The organism is Leucobacter chromiireducens subsp. solipictus (genome assembly GCF_016758195.1).
Taxonomy (GTDB): Bacteria; Actinomycetota; Actinomycetes; order Actinomycetales; family Microbacteriaceae; genus Leucobacter; species Leucobacter solipictus.
This window is the reverse complement of record NZ_QYAC01000003.1, coordinates 240,888-259,125: the sequence shown is the minus strand read 5'-3', so window position 1 is coordinate 259,125 and position 18,238 is coordinate 240,888. Positions and strand designations below refer to the sequence as shown.

The following is an 18,238-nucleotide window of genomic DNA, read 5'->3' as shown; positions in this document are numbered from 1 at the left end:
TAGCCGCTCTCGCCTAGGAGAGCTGCTTCAGCATCCGCGTGTTGCCGAGCGTGTTCGGCTTCACCCGAGCGAGGTCGAGGAACTCGGCGACGCCCTCATCGTTGGAGCGCAGCAGCTCCGCGTACACGTCCGACGCAACGAGCTCGGTGTCCTCGCCGAGCTCGGCGAAACCATGCCGTTCAAAGAAGTCGGTTTCGAAGGTGAGGCAGAAGAGCTGCGTCAGCCCGAGATCGCGAGCGCGGTCCTCAAGGGCGTCGAGAAGGCGGTGGCCGATCCCCCGGCCCAGCCACTGCTCGGACACCCCGAGCGTGCGCACCTCGCCGAGCTGCTCCCACATCACGTGCACGGCACCGTAACCGATCACACGCTCCTCCGCATCGGTCGCGACGATGAACTCGGGGACGGCCGCGTACAGGTCCACGAGGTCCTTCCCCAAAAGGATACGTCGGGCGACCAGGGGTTCCATGAGTTCGACCATGCGGACCACATCGCCCGTTCGCGCGTTGCGGATGCGGATCTCGGGTGCGGCACTCATGGCTCAAGTCTAGTCGGCGCGGCGACCCCACACGCACGAAGGCCCCCTGCCGAAGCAGGGGGCCTTCGTGGGGCTGCGCGGAGCGCTGAGACTACTCCGCGGTGGTGTTCGGCGTCGCCGCGGTCGAGGCCACGGCGGCGGCCGCCGAAGCGGACGTTTCGCCGTGCTCCTTCGCGGAGCGGGACTCGGTCTCGAACGTGAACTGGCCGTCGGCCAGGTCGACCTTCACCAGGTCGCCCGCGAGCAGCTCGGCGCTCAGGATCTTCTCGGAGAGCCGATCCTCGATCTCCCGCTGCATCGCACGGCGCAGCGGCCGCGCGCCGAGCGTCGGATCGTAGCCGATCTCGGCGAGGCGCTCGCGCGCTGCCGTCGAGATCTCGATGTACATGTCGCGATCCAGCAGGCGATCCTTCAGCTGCTTGACGAACAGGTCCACGATCTGCAGCAGCTCGGGCTTCGTGAGCTGCGGGAAGACGATGGTGTCGTCCACACGGTTCAGGAACTCGGGCTTGAAGTGCTTCTTCAGCTCCTCGTTGACCTTGCCCTTCATCATGTCGTACCCGACCGAGGAATCGCCCTCGAGCTGGAAGCCGACCGGACCGCCCGCGATCGCCGAGGATCCCAGGTTGGTGGTCATGATGATGACGGTGTTCTTGAAGTCGATCACGCGACCCTGACCGTCGGTCAGACGGCCCTCTTCGAGGATCTGCAGGAGCGAGTTGAAGATGTCCGGGTGCGCCTTCTCGATCTCGTCGAACAGCACGACCGAGAACGGCTTGCGGCGGACCTTCTCGGTGAGCTGGCCGCCCTCTTCAAAGCCGACGAACCCGGGAGGGGCACCGAACAGGCGCGACACGGTGTGCTTCTCGCCGTACTCGGACATGTCGAGCGAGATCAGGGCGTCCTCGTCGTCGAACAGGAACTCCGCGAGCGCCTTCGCGAGCTCCGTCTTGCCGACGCCCGTGGGGCCGGCGAAGATGAAGGAGCCCGAGGGACGCTTCGGATCCTTGAGGCCCGCGCGCTGTCGACGGATCGTCTTCGCGAGCGCCGAGATTGCCTCGTTCTGGCCGATGACGCGCTGGTGCAGCGCCTCCTCCATGAACCGGAGACGGCTAGTCTCCTCCTCGGTGAGCTTGAACACGGGGATGCCCGTAGCCTGAGCCAGCACCTCGGCGATCAGCCCCTCATCGACCTCGGCGTTCGTCGCGACGTCGCCGGCGCGCCACTGCTTCTCCAGGCGGAGACGCTCGGCGATCAGCTTCTTCTCTTCGTCGCGCTTGTTCGCGGCGGCCTCGAAGTCCTGATTCTCGATGGCCTGTTCCTTGTCGGCGCGGACCACGGCGATCTTTTCATCGAACTCGCGCAGCTCGGGCGGGCTCGACAGGATCGAGAGACGCAGGCGCGCGCCGGCCTCGTCGATCAGGTCGATCGCCTTGTCCGGCAGGAAGCGATCCTGCACGTAGCGGTCCGCAAGGTTCACGGCGGCAACGATCGCGCCGTCCGTGATCGACACCTTGTGGTGCGCCTCGTAGCGGTCGCGGAGACCCTTGAGAATGTTGATCGAGTGCGGCAGCGACGGCTCCGCGACCTGGATCGGCTGGAAACGACGTTCCAGCGCCGCATCCTTCTCGAAGTGCTTGCGGTACTCGTCGAGCGTGGTCGCCCCGATGGTCTGCAGCTCGCCGCGGGCCAGCATCGGCTTCAGAATGTTTGCGGCATCGATCGCGCCCTCGGCGGCACCCGCACCCACGAGGGTGTGGATCTCGTCGATGAAGATGATGATGTCGCCGCGGTTGCGGATCTCCTTGGTGACCTTCTTGAGGCGTTCCTCGAAGTCACCGCGGTAGCGGCTCCCCGCGATCATCGAGCCGAGATCCAGCACGTACACGTGCTTGTCCTTCAGCGTCTCCGGGACCTCGCCCTTGACGATGGCCTGCGCCAGGCCCTCGACGACGGCCGTCTTCCCGACGCCGGGCTCGCCGATCAGCACCGGGTTGTTCTTGGAGCGGCGGGAGAGGATCTGCATGACCCGCTCCACCTCTTTCTCGCGCCCGATCACCGGGTCGAGCTTGCCCTCGCGCGCGGCCTGGGTGAGGTTGCGCCCGAACTGGTCGAGCACCTGCGAGCCCTTGGCCTCTCCGCCGGCCTGCTCCGGCGCGCCCACGGTCGCGTTCTCCTTCCCGGCCTGGTAGCCGGAGAGCAGCTGGATCACCGTCTGGCGGACGCGGTTCAGATCTGCGCCGAGCTTCACGAGCACCTGGGCGGCGACGCCCTCGCCCTCGCGGATCAAGCCGAGCAGGATGTGCTCGGTGCCGATGTAGTTGTGGCCCAGCTGGAGCGCCTCGCGGAGGCTCAGTTCCAGCACCTTCTTCGCACGCGGCGTGAAGGGGATGTGGCCGGCCGGCGGCTGCTGGCCGGTGCCGATGATGTCGGTCACCTGTGCACGCACAGCATCCAGCGAAATCTCGAGCTGCTCGAGCGCCTTCGCGGCGACGCCCTCACCCTCGTGAATCAGGCCGAGCAGGATGTGCTCAGTCCCAATGTAGTTATGGTTGAGCATCTTCGCCTCTTCTTGGGCGAGGACGACAACGCGGCGAGCGCGGTCGGTGAATCTCTCGAACATCTATAACCTCCCAGGCGGATCGCGGTCCAGATCTGCCGATGCACCCAGAGTACGGGCAGAACCGGAACTTTGGGGGCCTGTTCGCCAGCGGCGTGACACGGACGGCGCGTGGCGAAGCACCCGGGGCGCTCCCGTGCCGTGCAGGGCATTCCCGGAGCACAGGCGCTAGCGTAGCTGGCATGACCGTTCCGTCTTCCCCTCGACTCGCGTCCACTGGATCGGCCGTCCACCACATCGCTGTGGTGCGGCACGGTGAAACCGATTGGAACCTGGCCGGGCGCATCCAGGGGCGCACCGAGATTCCCCTGAATGACACGGGACGCGCGCAGGCCGCTGACACCGCGGCGGCACTCGCGCGGGCCGCCGAGACGCTGGGCCTGTGGCGGGGGCTGTTCGCCTCTCCGCTCTCCCGCGCGAGCGAGACCGCGGAGATCATCGGGCGCGGGCTCGCGCTCCCCGCGCCGCGCATCGACGAGGAGCTCTGGGAGCGGGACTTCGGGGCCGCCGAGGGGGTGTGCGTGCCGGAGGCGCACGAGCGCTGGCCGGGCCTGGAGATTCCCGATGCGGAGACGCTCGAGGCGCTCGGGACGCGCACGGCATCCGCGTTCGACCGGATCCTCGCGGCGGCACCCGGCTCGATCGTCGTCGCGCACGGGGCAATGATCCGAGCGGGCCTCGGACGGCTGACGGGCACGCCGATGCCGCGCATCGCCAACGGCGAGGTCTGGATCCTGCGGCGGCCCGATACCGCCAGCGACTCGGCGGCCCGGCATACGGCGATCAGGCTCGACGTCCTCGGCGATCTCAGCGCGCAGGGCACCGGCGATCGCGACCTGGAGCCAGCCAGCTCGTAGCCGACGGCCGCACGGGCGCTTCCCCTACTGCAGCGCGGAGGTGAGCCGCGCGAGGCCGTCGAGCAGCTGCGAGCGCAAGGGCTGCTGCATCCACTCGTCGAGCGTGAGCTCACGGGAGTTCGCTCGGTACTCGTCACTCACAGCGTCGAGATCCTGCACGAAGCTCCGCCCGTGCACCACCATCGAAATCTCCATGTTCAGGCCGAAAGAACGCTGATCCATGTTGGAGGACCCCACGACCGCGACCGTGTCATCGATCGTGAAATGCTTCGAGTGCAGGATGATGGGCGGCCGGTACATCCAGATCCGCACGCCCGCGCGGAGCAGTTCCTCATAGTAGGAGCGCTGCGCGTGGTACACCACGGCCTGATCTCCCGTTTCCGAGACGAACAGCTCCACTGCGACGCCGCGCGCCGTCGCAGCGCGGAGGGCGTTCATGATGGAGCCGTCCGGCACGAAGTACGGACTCGTAATGCTGATCCGGCGCTGCGCCATATACAGCAGGGACACGAACACCTGGAGATTGTTCTCGCCCTCGTAGCCCGGGCCGCTCGGCACGATCTGGCACTCCAGCACCCCGGGCTGATCCACCGCCTCCAGCGGGTCGATCAGGTTCGTCAGATACTCGCCCGTCTCCAGGTACCAATCGCCCTGGAACACCGCTTCGAGGCCGAGCACGATCGGGCCCTCAACGCGGACCATCAGATCCTTCCAGTGCAGACCGCGGCGGTGATTCGACGCCTTGTTGTAACTGGAGTCCACGAGGTTCTGCGACCCCATGAAACCGATCCGGCCGTCGACAACCACCAGCTTCCGGTGGTTGCGGAGGTCCGGACGCTGATACTCGCCGCGCCACGGCCGAACCGGCAGCATGTACGCCCACTCGGCCCCCATATCGTCCAGGCTCTGCGCCGTGCGACGCGTGCCCGGGTTCCGCACCGCGGAGATATGATCCAGCAGCACACGCACGCGCACGCCGCGCTGCACCGCGTCGCGCAGAGCGCTGAAGATCTCGTCCGTCGCCGCGTCGTGTACGAGGATGTAGAACTCGACGTGCACGTACTCGTTCGCCTCGCGGATCGCCGCCGCCATCTGCGCCAGCGAGTCCTCGTAGTCGATCGTCATCGTCGCGGCGTTCCCGCGCAGCATGGGCTGCGCTCCGAGGGAGCGGCCGAGCTGCACGACACCCCGGAGTTCCGGTTCGAGATGCTCTTCGGAGGCGGTGAGTCCGTTGTCCTCGCGTTCCGCGATCTGCGCCACGAACTGGTTGATCGCCTCCTGCTTTTCCTCACGCTCACGCGGCAAGCGTTTGCTCCCGATAATCAGGAACAGCAGCAGTCCGGGAACGGGGAGCAGGAAGATCGCGAGCAGCCAGGCCATGCCGGCGGTGGGGCGGCGGTTGCGGGGCACCACGAACAGCGCCACAATCCGGACGACGTTGTCGATGATCAGGAACGCAAGCGTCCACCAGAACGGCCAGTTCAGACCAAACCAGTTTGTTTCCATGCGCGCCCTCTCCGCAACAGCACCGTTCGTGGTGCGGCCACGCCCGATCCGGGCAGCGCGTACACGCGCCCACGCACCTTACTGTAGCGGGCCGGGGGCACGACGCCGCCCCTCGGGGCGGCTTCGCGGGCTACGTGTCGTCGCGCACGGGGAGGCCGGCCTTCGCCCGCTCCTCCGCGTTGATGCGCTCGTACACGCGGCGCTCGGTGCGATCCGCGCGCAAAATGAGGCGCAGCACGAGCCAGAAGAAGAGCCCGATCAGTACGGTCGGAGTGAGCGACCAGACCGCGTTCATCCACCAGTTATCCATGTGCCCCACTCTACCTGCTCTGCCCCCGGGAAGTCTGTGTGCGTGGGGACCACACGGCCCCCACGCGCCGCGGTGACGCTACTTCACCAGCGGGAACAGAATGGTCTCGCGGATCCCGAGCCCGGTCAGGGTCATCAGGAGGCGGTCCATGCCCATCCCCATGCCACCCGACGGCGGCATGCCGTGCTCCAGCGCGCGCAGGAACTCTTCATCGACACCCATGGCCTCGTCGTCGCCCCGGGCGGCCTCGGCCGCCTGCTGCGCGAAGCGTTCGCGCTGCACCACCGGGTCCACGAGCTCCGAATAGCCGGTCGCCAGCTCGAAGCCGCGCACGTACAGATCCCACTTCTCCACGACGCCCGGGATCGAGCGGTGGTGGCGGGTGAGGGGGCTCGTCTCGACCGGGAAGTCCATGACAAAGGTGGGGCGGGTCAGCCCGTCCTTCACGAAGTGCTCCCACAGTTCCTCGACGAGCTTGCCGTGGTTCGGCAGCTTCACCTCGACGCCCTCGGCATCCGCGATGGCCTGCAGCTCGGCCACCGAGGTCTCGGGGGTGATCTCGCGCCCGGCGGCCTCGGAGAGCGTGCCGTACATCGAGATGCGATCCCACTCGCCGCCCAGGTCAAAGAGGGTGCCGTCGGCCCACTCGACAACGTGCGTGCCCTCGCGCTCGGTCCCGACGTTTGCCGCGAGCGCGGCGTTCTGCACGAGATCCTGCGTGAGGTCGGCGATGCCGTGGTAGTCCGTGTACGCCTGGTAGGCCTCGAGCATCGCAAACTCGGGGCTGTGCGTGGAATCCGCGCCCTCGTTGCGGAAGTTGCGGTTGATCTCGAAGACGCGCTCCAGCCCGCCCACGACGGCGCGCTTGAGGTAGAGCTCCGGCGCAATCCGGAGGTACAGCTCCGTGTCGAACGCGTTCGAGTGCGTGACGAATGGGCGCGCGGAGGCCCCGCCGTGCATGGTCTGCAGCATCGGGGTCTCCGCCTCGATGAAGTCACGCTCGGCGAAGGTCTGGCGCAGGCTCGCCATGGTGCGAGCGCGGGTCACGACGTTGCGACGTGCCTGCTCGCGCTGAATCAGGTCGAGGTAGCGCTGGCGCACCCGCGTCTCCTCGTTCAGCTCGGCGTACATGTTCGGCAGGGGCGCGAGCGCCTTCGCGGCAATCCGCCACTCGCGAACCATAATTGACAGCTCGCCGCGGCGGCTCGAGATCACCTCGCCGCTCACAAACAGGTGGTCGCCCAGGTCGACGAGCTCCTTGTACTCGGCGAGCGATTCCTCGCCCACCTCGGCGAGGCTCACCATGACCTGGAGGCGTGTGCCGTCGCCGGCCTGCAGGGAACCGAAGCAGAGCTTGCCGGTGTTGCGCTGGAACACGACACGGCCGGCGATGCCGACCGTCGCCCCCGACGCGGTGTCCGGGGTGTCCTCCAGGTGGCCCCACTCCGCGCGCACCGCGGGGATCGTCGTGGTCACCGGCACGGCGACCGGGTACGCGCCCCCGCCCAGCTCGGCACCGGCGTTCAGCTTGTCACGCTTCTCCAGGCGCACGCGCTTCTGCTCGAACACTTCCTCGGCGCTGATGGCCGGGGCGGTCTCGTCCGGGGTCGCGGGTGCGTGGGCTGCGCTCTGATCACTCATTGGGGGTGGGTCCTCCGTTGGGGCTGACGTACCCGTCCATCCTAGGCCAGAGCCCGCCTGCGAGGGTGCCGCGGCCGTTCGCGGGCGCTCCGGGGCGCGTGGCTGGTGTGTCTCGGCGCGGCGGCGGGTGCTCGGGGCGCTACTCGGGCAGCTCGGGCTGCTCGGGCTGCTCGGGCAGCTCACGCCCGGCCGCCGCGAGGAGCTCCTCTTCCACGGCGGCACGCACGACCCCTCCGGCGACCCGGTCCGGGCGTTCTAGGCCCAGCTCGCGCAGCGCCTCGGTGGCCTGCCGCACGACCGCGCGCGAGAGCTCGCCGGCGGCGGCCATCGCGTCGGCGTACGCCGCCCGATCCTGCTCGCGCACCACGATCGGCTCCGCGCCCATCTCGACCGCGAGCGCCTGCCCGATCGGCAGCACCGGCGCGGGCGCGGTCACCGCGATGGTGGCACCCGACAGGCGCGACAGGTCGAGGCTCGTGCCGGTAAAGACGATCGCCGGGTGCAGCGCCAGCGGGATCACCCCGGCCGCGAGCGCCGGGGCGAGAACCGCCGTGCCGTGCTCGGGCGCCGTGTGGATCACCAGCTGTCCGGGCTGCCAGGCCCCGGTCGCCGCGAGGCCCGAGACGAGGCCCGGAAGCTGGTCCCCCGGCACCGCGAGCAGGACCAGCTCAGACCGGCGCACCACCTCGGGCACCTCCAGAATCGGCACGCCCGGCAGCATCGCTTCGGCCCGCTCGCGGCTCTCGGCGCTGACCGCGGAGATGCCCGTGATCGCGTGTCCGGCCCCCGCGAGCGCGCGGGCGAGAACGGGGCCGACGCGGCCGGCCCCGACGACGCCGACGCCGAGGCGGGACTCTGCAGCGCCCACGCTCACGGCTGCTCCGCGGCCGCGGCGGGTTCGCTCGGCGACGTGCCGCTCGGCCCGGGCGGTACCGGGGGCTCCGGCTCGCGGCCTTCGGCGTGGGCCCGGGCAATCCGCTGAGCCTCCGCCCCCTGGATCCTGAGCACGGCGGCCGCGAGCGCGTCGAAGGTGCGCTGCGCGTCGCCCAGCCCGAGCCCGCGCACCTCCATCCGCACCGGGCCGAGCACGGTGTGCGCCTGAATCGACGCGAGGTCCAGCGCACGGTGCACGAGGGGGCGGCGCAACTGCACGGACTGGGCGCGCACGATCGGCATGATCGACAGCGAACGGGTCAGCACCCCGCGCCGGATCCGGAGCGTCGCGTCCTCGCTGCCGAGGCCCTCGATCGCGATGCCGGCACGCGCACGGCCCCACCACAGCACCCAGCCGGCACGCGGCCCGGCACCCAGGTACCCGTGTGCCGGCCCGCTCAGGCCGTCACGGAGCGCCGCGATCTCGGCCTCGTCGTCACCGATTCCGGGAAGCAGGGTGTCGAGCACGCGCAGCACATCGGCCTCGACGCCCACGGGGAGCACCACGTTCTGCGAGCTGTTCTGCCCGCCCTGCGCGATGGAGTGGCCGGCGGTGGTGATCCGCACCTTCCACCAGCCGAGCGGGCGCCAGAACAGCGGCTGCCGGGCCTCGATGGCGTGGATCCGCCCGAAGGGAATCGTCTCCGTCATCGTGGAGGTGAGCCCGGCACCCGTGCGCACGGTGTCGCGCCCGCGCGAGAGCGTGAAATTGAAGCCCTTGTTGAACTGGCCGAGCATCACGCCCGCCATCACGATGATCATCGGGATGATGCCGAAGATCAGGTAGGGCGACAGAATCGCGCCGCCGATGACCACGGCGAGCACCACGAGCACCAGCGAGACGGCCTCCCAGCTCAGCGCGATACTGCCGAGCAATCGCCCCACCGGCACCTTCACGAGCGACTGGGAGGCCAGCGCCTCCGCGTCCACATCGGTGTCGATGAAGTCCTGCGCGCGCCCGACGAGGCCGTCCGCGGCCTGGAGCACCGCGCCATCGAGCCCGACGGCGGCACCGCCCTGAATCTCAGCGAGCGGCGCCACGCCCGCGCCGGGCCCGTTCCGCTTTTCTGCCGCGCGGCGCAGGATCTGCTCGCGCACGGTCTTCGCGTCCTGGTGCCCGAGGTAGGCGAGCTCCACGGTGCCGCCCTGGCCCGCCGTGACGATCTGGATCTTGGTGAGCCCGAGGGCCCGCGCGAGCATGGGCCGCTGCAGGTTGACGCTTTGGATTCGTTCCAGCGGCGCGCGGCGGTGGTTGCGGAACACGATCCCGCTCCGAGTTTCGACGGCCTCGTCGGTGATCCGGTACGTCGCGAAGCGCCACATCAACCAGGAGATCCCGACGATCAGGAGGATCAGGACGAGCGCGCCGCCGAGCACCACCACGAGCAATCCGCGCTCCATGATGAAGGTGATCAGATCGGCTTCATCGACCGCGGAAGAGGCCGCCTCCGAATCCAGCAGGTCTCCGGCGAAGAACAGTTCGACCAGCCGGTCACGGAAATTCGCGATGACGATGCCGGCGATCACGAGCAGGGCGAGGCCGCCCCGCAGCAGCGGCGACAGCGGGTGCATCCGCCGCCAGCCCTCGGCGTCGGGGGTGCCCGGAAGGGCGGCGGAGGCCGCGGGTGCCGGTGAGGGATCGGGCTGGGCGTGCGCGTCGGGCTGGCTCACAGCCCGGACCGCCGCGTCTCGGCGAGCGTGACGAGCCGGTCGCGCAGCGCCTCGGCGTCCTCGACCTTGAGCCCCGGCAGCTGCACGCCGGTCGCCGCGGAGGCGGTTACGAACTTCAGCGTGGCGAGGCCCAGGGCGCGCAGCAGCGGGCCGCGGGTCACGTCGACGAGCTGCAGGCGGCCGTAGGGGACGGCGATGACCCGCTCGAACATGATCCCGCGCCGGAAGAGCAGGTCGTCCTCGCGGAGAATATAGCCGATGGCGCGCACACGCCGGAACGCCAGCAGCGCGTTGACCAGCAGCACGACCACCAGGGCGGCCAGGATGAGGATGGGGACGAGCCGCTGGTCGCCGGCGTTGAACCAGATGATGAGGCCGGCAACGACGCCCAGGCCGATCGCGAAGGCGAGATTCAGGATCAGGTCGGCCCAGGCGTACGCCGGGGAGACCCGCTGCCAGGCCTCCTGGCCGGTCGGCCAGCTGGGGTCGGGAGTCGTCGCATCGTGTGGGAGGGCGTCAGTAGTCACGCGGACCAGCCTATTCCACCTGTTCCCGGGGTCCTACGGCTTGCGGTACGCGGCCTGCCCGGCGGGCCCCGGCTCCTCGCCGGCGTCCTCGGTGCCGTCGCCATCGCCGGGCGGGACGCGGCACAGGTGTTCGGTGATGGCCGCGCACACGACGAGCACGATCCCGCCGCCCAGCACCAGGAGCATCGGCACCCAGGTCGCCGGCGGCGCGGGAACGCTGCGCCCGAGCAGCGACAGCGCGAGCCCACCCCCGAATCCGCCGAGCAGTCCCCCGACCAGCTGGCCGGCCCGGGCGGTCGCGAGCAGCCGCACCGCGTGGAACGGGTTCACGGCTCCGGCTCGCTTCAGCACGGTGCGGCGGAGCCGGATGCCCAGCGTCAGCACCACCGCGGCGATGAGCACGAGCATCACGGCGAGGGAGAGCGGCGGGATGAACGGCGCCGATCCCCGGCTGGAGAGGCCAAACTGGATCACCAGCCCGATCGCGATGCCCATAGCCCCGGCCGCGACGACGGCCAGCGGGTTGCTGCGTTCGTCACCGCGCATCGGTGACCCCCCGCGTCTCAGCGGACGGCTCAGGAGCGCCGGATCCTGACGCCGGCATCGCGAGTGGGCGCGTCGTGTCCCCCACCCGCGCCAGGAGATCCGCGACCCGGCCGTGGCCCATGAGCACGGCGTCGGGGTCGAGCGCGAGCCAGGGCGAGAGCACAAAGTCGCGCTCGAAGGCGCGCGGGTGCGGCACCGTGAGGCGGTCGTCCTGGATCGCGCGGCCGCCGTAGAGGATGATGTCGATGTCGAGGGTGCGATCCCCCCAGCGCACGTCGCGCGTGCGGCCGTGCTCCGCCTCGATCCGCTGCACCACGTCCAGCAGCTGATGCGGGGTGAGCGTCGTGTCGGCACGCGCGACCCCGTTCAGGTAGCGCGGGGCGTCCGGGTCCGGGCCGTCGGTGGTGAGCGCGATCGTCTCGCGGAGCGGGGAGGCGTGCAGATCCCGGATCCCGGGTTCGGCCGCCAGCGCCTCCTGTCCCGCGAGAATCGTCTCACCGCGGTCGCCGAGGTTCGCGCCGAACGCGAGCAGGACCGGAACGAGCTGAACGATCATTGCGCACCCCCGCGCACCACGGTGACGGACACATCCTGGAACGGGTGCGCGATCGGCGCGTCAGGCTTGTGCACCGTGATCCGGGCCTCGGCGACGCCCGCGAAGCCGAGCGTCACCTCGGCGATGCGTTCCGCGACGGTCTCGATCAGGTCGACCGGGTCGCGCTCCACCGCCGCGACGATCGCGTCGGCGAGTTCTCCGTAGTGCACCGTCTCCGCGAGCGCGTCGCCCGCGGCAGCGGCCCGCAGGTCGACGCTCACCTCGATGTCGATGAGGAAGCGCTGGCCACGCTCGCGTTCGAAGTCGAACACCCCGTGATGCGCAAACACCTCGAGTCCCGTGAGCGTAATGCGGTCGGTCGGCAGCGTCGCGGTGGGCGCGGCGAGCGCTCGGCTCGCCGCCCCGCCGGTCCAGGCCCGCTGCACGGCGAGCGCCTGCATCGTTCCGGCGACGTCGTGCACGCGGACGCCCCACGCACCGGCCTGGGCGGCGAACGCGCTCACCACGGCGGTCGCGAGATCTCGCTCGTGGCCGTTCGGTGCCGTCGCCCCGGCCGAGCTCGCCGCCTTCGGGAGTTCCGCGAGCGCGTCGCCGAGCATGCGCTTGCGCGACGCGCCCACGAGCACGGGAAAGCCGAGGCCGGTCAGCGCGTCGAGTTGCGCGAGGAGCCGCCACCCGTCCGCCGCGGTCTTATCGAAACCGAGGCCGGGGTCGAGGATCAGGTGATCGCGGGCCACGCCCGCGGCCAGCGCCGCCGCCGCAAGCCCGGCGAGCGCCGCGCGGACATCGTGAACGGCGTCGTCGTAGTCCGAGTGGGCGTGGTCGGGATCCGGGATCCCGCGCCAGTGCCCGGCGATGAAGCGGACACCGTGCGCGCGACTCGCGGTCGCGGCAACGGCGAGCATCTCGGGGTCGTGGAGCCCGCCGGAGACGTCGTTGATCACCCGCGCCCCGGCGGCGACGGCCGCGGCCGCGGTGCTCGCATGGATCGTGTCGATCGACACGTCGATGCCGCGCGCGGCGAGGGCTTCGATCACCGGGACGACGCGGTCCTGTTCGATCTCGGGCGGCACCGGCGCGGCACCCGGCCGCGTCGATTCCCCGCCCACGTCGATGAGGTCTGCGCCCTGCGCACGGAGTTCGAGCCCGCGAGCGATCGCGCGCTCCGTCGACTCGTACGCACCGCCGTCGCTGAACGAGTCCGGGGTCACGTTGAGCACCCCCATCACGAGGGTGCGCGCTCCGCGGATGTTCACGACGCGCCGTCCGAGCCGCCCTGGCCGAGCAAGGCGAACACCGCGGCCTGCTGCACGGGGTCGGCAAGCACGCCGCGCGAGGCGACGGTGACCGTCACCGCGTCGGCTTGCCGCACACCGCGGTCCGAGACGCAGCCGTGCCGAGCCTCCAGCAGCACGAGCACCCCCTCCGGGGCAAGCCCGTCTGCGAGCGTCTGGGCGATCTGTTCCCCGAGCCGCTCCTGCACCTGCGGGCGTGCCGCCAGCGCATCGACGACGCGCGGGATCGCGCTCAGGCCCACCACGCTGCGGCCGGGCCGGTACGCGATGTGCGCGCGGCCCCGGAAGGGCAGCAGATGGTGTTCGCACATCGAACGCAGCGTGAGATCGCGCACCAGCACGAGTTCCCCCGTGTCCGCGCCCACCGGAATCGCGTCGCTGAGGTAGCTGGCGGGATCCTGGCCCATGCCCGCGAAAAACTCGGTGTACGACTCGGCGACCCGAGCTGGCGTGCTCGCCAGCTCGGGGCTGTCCGGGTCGGCCCCAATCGCGAGCAGCAGCTCGCGCACCGCCGCGGCGACGCGCTCGCGATCCACGGTCTCACTCATGTCGTTACCGGGCGCGGCCGTCGGAATCGTCCGCGTCGCGCACGCCCAGGTTCCGCGGCGGCTCCGTCGAGGTGGGCGCCTGCGGTGCCGGGGCGTCGGGGGCCTCGGGCGCGGGTGCCTGCGGCGCCGGGGCGTCGGGGGCCTCGGGCGTGAGCGCCTCCGGTGCCGCCGGCTCGGGAGCGGCGGCCGGGGATTCCGCCGCGCTGTCGCTGATCGGGCCGTCGGCGCGCAGCACCGCGGGCACCTCGATCGGCGGGCGCTGCGACACGGGCCGGTCGTCGTGCGAGAGCCAGGTGGGGCGCTTCGGAAGCTTCTGCACGTCGCGGAAGATCTCGGCGACCTGGATGTGATCGAGCGTTTCCTTCTCCAGCAGCTCGCGGGCCAGGCGGTCCAGCACGTCGCGGTTGTTGACGAGCGCCTCGTAGGCCTCGTTGTGCGCCTGCTCGAGCAGTTCCCGCACCTCCGCATCGACCGACACCGCGATGCCCTCGGAGTAGTCCCGGCTCTGCCCGAACTCCCCCATGAAGGCGCCCGGCTGAGCCTGGCCGAGCTTGACGGGCCCGATCGCGGCCGACATGCCGTACTCGGTCACCATCTTGCGCGCCGTGCTCGTGGCCTTCTCGATGTCGTTGCCGGCACCGGTCGTCGGATCGTGGAACACGAGTTCCTCCGCCACGCGACCGCCGAGCGCGTAGGCGAGCTGATCCTGCAGCTCGTTGCGCGTCACCGAGTACTTGTCCTCGAGCGGGATCACCATTGTGTATCCGAGAGCGCGGCCGCGGGGCAGGATCGTGATCTTCGTCACCGGGTCCGAGTGATTCAGCGACGCCGCCACGAGCGCGTGGCCGCCCTCGTGATAGGCCGTGATCAGGCGTTCCTGATCCTTCATGATGCGGGTTCGGCGCTGCGGCCCCGCGATCGCGCGGTCGATCGCCTCGTCGAGGGCGCGGTTGTCGATGAGCTGCGCGTTCGAGCGCGCCGTCAGGAGCGCCGCCTCGTTCAGCACGTTGGCGAGATCCGCGCCCGAGAAACCGGGCGTCTTGCGCGCCACCACGCTGAGGTCCACGTTCTTCGAGAGCGGCTTGCCCTTCGCGTGCACCTGCAAGATCTTGAGTCGGCCCGGCATGTCCGGGGCGTCGACGCCGATCTGACGGTCGAAACGGCCCGGGCGCAGCAGGGCGGGATCGAGCATATCGGGACGGTTCGTCGCCGCGATCATGATCACATTGGTCTTCGGATCGAAGCCGTCCATTTCGACGAGCAGCTGGTTCAGCGTTTGCTCGCGCTCGTCGTGGCCGCCGCCCATGCCCTGACCGCGGCGCTGGCCGACGGCGTCGATCTCGTCGATGAAGATGATCGCGGGCGCGTTCGCCTTCGCTTCCTTGAAGAGGTCGCGCACGCGGCTCGCGCCCACGCCGACGAACATCTCCACGAAGTCCGAGCCGGAGATGGTGTAGAACGGCACCCCGGCCTCGCCGGCGACGGCGCGCGCGAGGAGCGTCTTGCCCGTTCCGGGCGGGCCGTAGAGCAGCACGCCCTTCGGGATCCGGGCCCCCACCGCCTGGAACCGCGTGGCGTCGTCAAGGAAGTCCTTGATTTCGTGGAGTTCCTCGACCGCCTCGTCGGCACCCGCGACGTCGGCGAAGGTGACCTGCGGGGTCTCCTTCGAAACGAGCTTCGCCTTCGACTTCCCGAACTGCATGACGCCGCGGCCCCCGCCCTGCATGGAGGACAGCATCCACCACAGCAGCAGGCCGATCAGGAGGAGCGGGAGCAGGAAACCGAGCAGCGACCACAGCGGATTCGGCTGCGGCACCTTATCGGTGAAGCCGTCCTTGAGCTTGGCGTCCGTGACGGCCTCGACCACGGCTTCCCCGCGCTGCGAGACGTAGTAGAAGTACACCTCGTCGGTGCCGAGCTTGGTGTCCGCCTTGGTGAGCGTGAGGTTCACGCGCTGATCGCCGTCGACGATCTCCGCGGCCTTCGCCTTCCCCTCGGAGAGCAGCTCGAGGCCCTGCTTCGTGGGGACCTCTCGGACGCTGCCGCCCGACAGGAGTGACCACCCGAGGAGCACAATCAGCGGCGCGAGCACCAAATACAGCAGGGGGCCGCGGAACAGCTTCTTGCTCTTCGGTGAGCTCTTCGGGGATTTCTCTGCCAAGTCAGGGCCTTTCGAAATAGGCGAGCCGGAGGATTCCAGCAGATGCAAGCGTAGCCAATGGCACTGACATCGCACTGGAGAAGTGCGTCATGTCCGCTCAGGGCGCACGCGGGTGCGGCCGCGAATCCCGCGGCCGCTGGGCCAGCGGGCTACGCGTCGCCGCCGTAGACGTGCGGGGCGAGCACGGCGACATCGCGGAGGTTGCGGTAGTCCTCGGCGTAATCGAGGCCGTAGCCCACGACGAACTGCACGGGGATGTCGAAGCCGACGTAGGCGACATCGACCTCCACCTTCAGCGCTTCGGGCTTGCGCAGCATGGTGCAGATGCGCACCGACTTCGCGCCCCGGCTCTCGAGGTTCTCCTTCAGCCACGACAGCGTCAGCCCCGAGTCGATGATGTCCTCGACGATCAGCACGTCGCGACCGGCAATATCGGCGTCGAGATCCTTCAGGATCTTCACAACGCCGCTCGACTTCGTCCCAGCCCCGTAGGAGGAGACGGCCATCCAGTCCATCTGCGCGTGGAAGCGCAGCTCGCGGGCCAGATCCGCCATCACCATCACGGCGCCCTTCAAGACGCCAACGAGCAGCGGCGGCTCCGCGGGATAGTCTGCTTCGATCTCGCGAGCCATCTCCGCGAGGCGGGCCATCAATTCGGCTTCGGTGTGCAGTACAACGGTGAGGTCATCCCCCAGATGATTGGCATCCATGTCGCTATGTTAGTCCGCGGCGCTGGATGATTTCCTCACGAGACGGCGAATTCACACGGGATTCGGCTCTGCCCCGCCGGGCGTGCCTCACGCAGCAGGGCCGCGCGCCTGCGCCTCAAACTGGAGCCGACCGGCCGCCCGTCGAACGCGGATTCCCGGCGCGGGGATCGGCCCCTGCCCACGCCAGTCGGTCACCAACGCCGCAATGGTCTCGGTGTGCTCCCGGCTGAGCTGCGCCCCGAACTCCGTGGCGGCGAGCTGCCGGATCACTCGGTTGCGGAGCGCCGCGGGCAGTCCCCTGAGCGTTTCGGCGTCGAGCGCGACGCCGCCGGTGTCCGCCTCGCAACGGGCCCGGTGCAACGCCTCGGCCGCGAGCGCATCGAGCGCGTCCGCGTCCTCCGCCGCGAGGTCCGCGGTGCGCGCGAGCGCCGCCGCAACCCCGGGTCCGAGCTCCCCCTCGATGGCCGGGAGCACCCGATCCCGCACCCGTACCCGCGCGTACCGTGGGTCCGCATTGTGCGGGTCCGACCACGGGGTCACGCCGAGCCGCGCGCAGCTCGCCGCGGTCGTCGCCCGGGTGATCTCGGGATCCGGGGCAAGAAACGGGCGGAGGAGAACGCACCCCGGACCCAGCTCCCGGTGCGGCGGGATCCCGGCGATGCTGCGCAGGCCGGAGCCGCGGGCCAGCCCGAGCAGGACCTGCTCCGCCTGGTCGCTCCGCGTGTGGCCGGTGAGGACGGCGCGAGCCCCAGACTCCGCTGCCGCCACCGCGAAGGCGTCATAGCGTGCCGTGCGCGCCGCCGCCTCGGGACCGCCGGGGGCGTTGTCGGGGACCGCGATCCGGCGCACCAGCACCGGATCCAGGTGCCACGCGGTCGCCTGCGCGGCGGCCGTCCGGGCCACCTCGGCGGATCCGGGCTGCAGGCCGTGGTCGATGACCAGCGCCCCCGCGCGGATCCCCAGCCGGGGTCCCTCCGCCGCCAGCGCGGCCGCAAGCGCGAGGGAGTCGGCCCCGCCGGACAGCGCCACCAGCACGAGCGGGGCCTCGCCCGGTGCCGCGATCGCGCGCCGCAGCGTCTCGCGCACGGCACGCCGGATCGCCATGAGCGGGCGATCGGCAGCCCGGTCCAGGATGGTGTGCGCGGCGGTCATGCTCCTCAGCGTATCCGCGGAGCGTGAGTCCGGTAGCCTAGTGGCTGCACGAATCCGTCGGGACCGGGAGCCGCCCGCCCGCCATCATCATTCGAAGGAGCGCGCATGACCGCAGCATTCGACGCCGTCATCGAGATCCCCAAGGGGAGCCGCAACAAGTACGAGATCGATCACGAGACCGGCCGGGTGTACCTCGACCGCGTGCTCTACACCGGTTTCGTGTACCCCGCCGACTACGGCTTTTTTGAGGAGACCCTCGGCGAGGACGGCGATCCGCTCGACGTGCTCGTGCTGCTCGACTACCCGGTGTTCCCCGGCGTGGGCGTGAAGGTCCGCCCCGTGGGCGTCCTCAAGATGAGCGACGAGGCCGGCGGCGACGACAAGGTCATCGCGGTGCAGCACAAGGACCCGCGCTGGTCGCACATCCAGGACGTCGACGACATCCCGGAGTACACGCGCAAGGAGATCGCGCACTTCTTCGAGCGGTACAAGGACCTGGAGCCCGGCAAGTGGGTCAAGGTTGACGCCTGGGGCTCGGCCGCGGACGCGGAGCAGCTCATCGTCGAGGCGCAGGAGCGTCTCGCCGCGCAGGGCCACTAAGCGCACCTCGCACAGACACCGAACGGCCCGGGATCGCGTGCGATCCCGGGCCGTTCTCTGTCTTCCGCGC

The 18,238-nt window shown here is 70.1% G+C and carries 17 protein-coding genes; 2 read left to right on the top strand and 15 right to left on the bottom strand.

Annotation, left to right across the window (positions count from 1 at the left end):
• Positions 1-13 precede the first annotated feature (13 nt).
• Positions 14-535, bottom strand: coding sequence for an amino-acid N-acetyltransferase (locus tag D3230_RS07060; RefSeq protein ID WP_202344326.1), 522 nt, complete (start codon positions 533-535; stop codon positions 14-16).
• 91 nt (positions 536-626) lie between these two features.
• Positions 627-3,158 (bottom strand): ATP-dependent Clp protease ATP-binding subunit, encoded by a 2,532-nt coding sequence (locus D3230_RS07055; protein WP_202344325.1) that lies wholly within the window; start codon positions 3,156-3,158, stop codon positions 627-629.
• Positions 3,159-3,337: 179 nt separating this feature from the next.
• Here D3230_RS07055 and D3230_RS07050 point away from each other — a divergent pair, with 179 nt between their 5' ends.
• Positions 3,338-4,012: a histidine phosphatase family protein gene (locus D3230_RS07050; protein ID WP_202344324.1), complete on the top strand. Its 675-nt coding sequence runs from the start codon at positions 3,338-3,340 to the stop codon at positions 4,010-4,012.
• Between the two features lie 24 nt (positions 4,013-4,036).
• On the opposite strand, the gene cls is transcribed toward D3230_RS07050, so the two are convergent.
• From cls to tilS, 13 genes are all read right to left on the bottom strand, one after another.
• Positions 4,037-5,518: a cardiolipin synthase gene (gene cls / locus D3230_RS07045; protein WP_202344323.1), complete on the bottom strand. Its 1,482-nt coding sequence runs from the start codon at positions 5,516-5,518 to the stop codon at positions 4,037-4,039.
• A gap of 130 nt (positions 5,519-5,648) precedes the next feature.
• Complete coding sequence (locus tag D3230_RS07040; protein ID WP_202344322.1) at positions 5,649-5,828, bottom strand: hypothetical protein; 180 nt, start codon at positions 5,826-5,828, stop codon at positions 5,649-5,651.
• Positions 5,829-5,906: 78 nt separating this feature from the next.
• Positions 5,907-7,469: a lysine--tRNA ligase gene (gene lysS / locus D3230_RS07035; protein ID WP_202344321.1), complete on the bottom strand. Its 1,563-nt coding sequence runs from the start codon at positions 7,467-7,469 to the stop codon at positions 5,907-5,909.
• A gap of 139 nt (positions 7,470-7,608) precedes the next feature.
• On the bottom strand, positions 7,609-8,337 hold the full coding sequence (locus D3230_RS07030; protein WP_420029024.1) for a DUF2520 domain-containing protein: 729 nt from the start codon (positions 8,335-8,337) through the stop codon (positions 7,609-7,611).
• Positions 8,338-8,339: 2 nt separating this feature from the next.
• A complete protein-coding gene (locus D3230_RS07025; RefSeq protein ID WP_337249123.1) occupies positions 8,340-10,073 on the bottom strand; it encodes a PH domain-containing protein in 1,734 nt (577 codons plus the stop codon).
• Positions 10,070-10,600 carry a PH domain-containing protein gene (locus D3230_RS07020; RefSeq protein WP_202344319.1) on the bottom strand — a complete coding sequence of 177 codons (531 nt, stop codon included), beginning with the start codon at positions 10,598-10,600 and terminating at the stop codon, positions 10,070-10,072. Before D3230_RS07020 ends, D3230_RS07025 begins: the two co-directional genes overlap by 4 nt.
• 33 nt (positions 10,601-10,633) lie before the next feature.
• Positions 10,634-11,146 carry a DUF3180 domain-containing protein gene (locus tag D3230_RS07015; RefSeq protein WP_202344318.1) on the bottom strand — a complete coding sequence of 171 codons (513 nt, stop codon included), beginning with the start codon at positions 11,144-11,146 and terminating at the stop codon, positions 10,634-10,636.
• Positions 11,136-11,702 (bottom strand): 2-amino-4-hydroxy-6-hydroxymethyldihydropteridine diphosphokinase, encoded by a 567-nt coding sequence (folK, locus tag D3230_RS07010; protein ID WP_202344317.1) that lies wholly within the window; start codon positions 11,700-11,702, stop codon positions 11,136-11,138. Before folK ends, D3230_RS07015 begins: the two co-directional genes overlap by 11 nt.
• Entirely contained in the window at positions 11,699-12,958 is a 1,260-nt protein-coding gene (gene folP / locus D3230_RS07005; protein WP_337249122.1) for a dihydropteroate synthase, read from the bottom strand. The genes folK and folP overlap by 4 nt, the downstream gene beginning before the upstream one ends.
• Positions 12,955-13,545 (bottom strand): GTP cyclohydrolase I, encoded by a 591-nt coding sequence (gene folE / locus D3230_RS07000; protein ID WP_202344316.1) that lies wholly within the window; start codon positions 13,543-13,545, stop codon positions 12,955-12,957. Before folE ends, folP begins: the two co-directional genes overlap by 4 nt.
• Positions 13,546-13,549: 4 nt before the next feature.
• Entirely contained in the window at positions 13,550-15,706 is a 2,157-nt protein-coding gene (gene ftsH / locus D3230_RS06995; RefSeq protein WP_202344315.1) for an ATP-dependent zinc metalloprotease FtsH, read from the bottom strand.
• A 149-nt stretch (positions 15,707-15,855) separates the two neighbouring features.
• Entirely contained in the window at positions 15,856-16,416 is a 561-nt protein-coding gene (gene hpt / locus D3230_RS06990; RefSeq protein ID WP_202344314.1) for a hypoxanthine phosphoribosyltransferase, read from the bottom strand.
• 87 nt (positions 16,417-16,503) lie between these two features.
• Positions 16,504-17,568, bottom strand: a complete 1,065-nt coding sequence (gene tilS / locus D3230_RS06985; RefSeq protein ID WP_202344313.1) for a tRNA lysidine(34) synthetase TilS — start codon at positions 17,566-17,568, stop codon at positions 16,504-16,506.
• Positions 17,569-17,673: 105 nt separating this feature from the next.
• Here tilS and ppa point away from each other — a divergent pair, with 105 nt between their 5' ends.
• Entirely contained in the window at positions 17,674-18,168 is a 495-nt protein-coding gene (ppa, locus tag D3230_RS06980; protein ID WP_202344312.1) for an inorganic diphosphatase, read from the top strand.
• The last annotated feature ends 70 nt before the right edge of the window (positions 18,169-18,238 follow it).

What these genes read in the sequence shown, in the direction of transcription:
- D3230_RS07060 (WP_202344326.1), bottom strand. Translation starts at nt 535, where the DNA reads ATGAGTGCCGCACCCGAGATCCGCATCCGCAACGCGCGAACGGGCGAT.
- D3230_RS07055 (WP_202344325.1), bottom strand. Translation starts at nt 3,158, where the DNA reads ATGTTCGAGAGATTCACCGACCGCGCTCGCCGCGTTGTCGTCCTCGCC.
- D3230_RS07050 (WP_202344324.1), top strand. Translation starts at nt 3,338, where the DNA reads ATGACCGTTCCGTCTTCCCCTCGACTCGCGTCCACTGGATCGGCCGTC.
- cls (WP_202344323.1), bottom strand. Translation starts at nt 5,518, where the DNA reads ATGGAAACAAACTGGTTTGGTCTGAACTGGCCGTTCTGGTGGACGCTT.
- D3230_RS07040 (WP_202344322.1), bottom strand. Translation starts at nt 5,828, where the DNA reads ATGGATAACTGGTGGATGAACGCGGTCTGGTCGCTCACTCCGACCGTA.
- lysS (WP_202344321.1), bottom strand. Translation starts at nt 7,469, where the DNA reads ATGAGTGATCAGAGCGCAGCCCACGCACCCGCGACCCCGGACGAGACC.
- D3230_RS07015 (WP_202344318.1), bottom strand. Translation starts at nt 11,146, where the DNA reads ATGCGCGGTGACGAACGCAGCAACCCGCTGGCCGTCGTCGCGGCCGGG.
- folK (WP_202344317.1), bottom strand. Translation starts at nt 11,702, where the DNA reads ATGATCGTTCAGCTCGTTCCGGTCCTGCTCGCGTTCGGCGCGAACCTC.
- folE (WP_202344316.1), bottom strand. Translation starts at nt 13,545, where the DNA reads ATGAGTGAGACCGTGGATCGCGAGCGCGTCGCCGCGGCGGTGCGCGAG.
- hpt (WP_202344314.1), bottom strand. Translation starts at nt 16,416, where the DNA reads ATGGATGCCAATCATCTGGGGGATGACCTCACCGTTGTACTGCACACC.
- tilS (WP_202344313.1), bottom strand. Translation starts at nt 17,568, where the DNA reads ATGACCGCCGCGCACACCATCCTGGACCGGGCTGCCGATCGCCCGCTC.
- ppa (WP_202344312.1), top strand. Translation starts at nt 17,674, where the DNA reads ATGACCGCAGCATTCGACGCCGTCATCGAGATCCCCAAGGGGAGCCGC.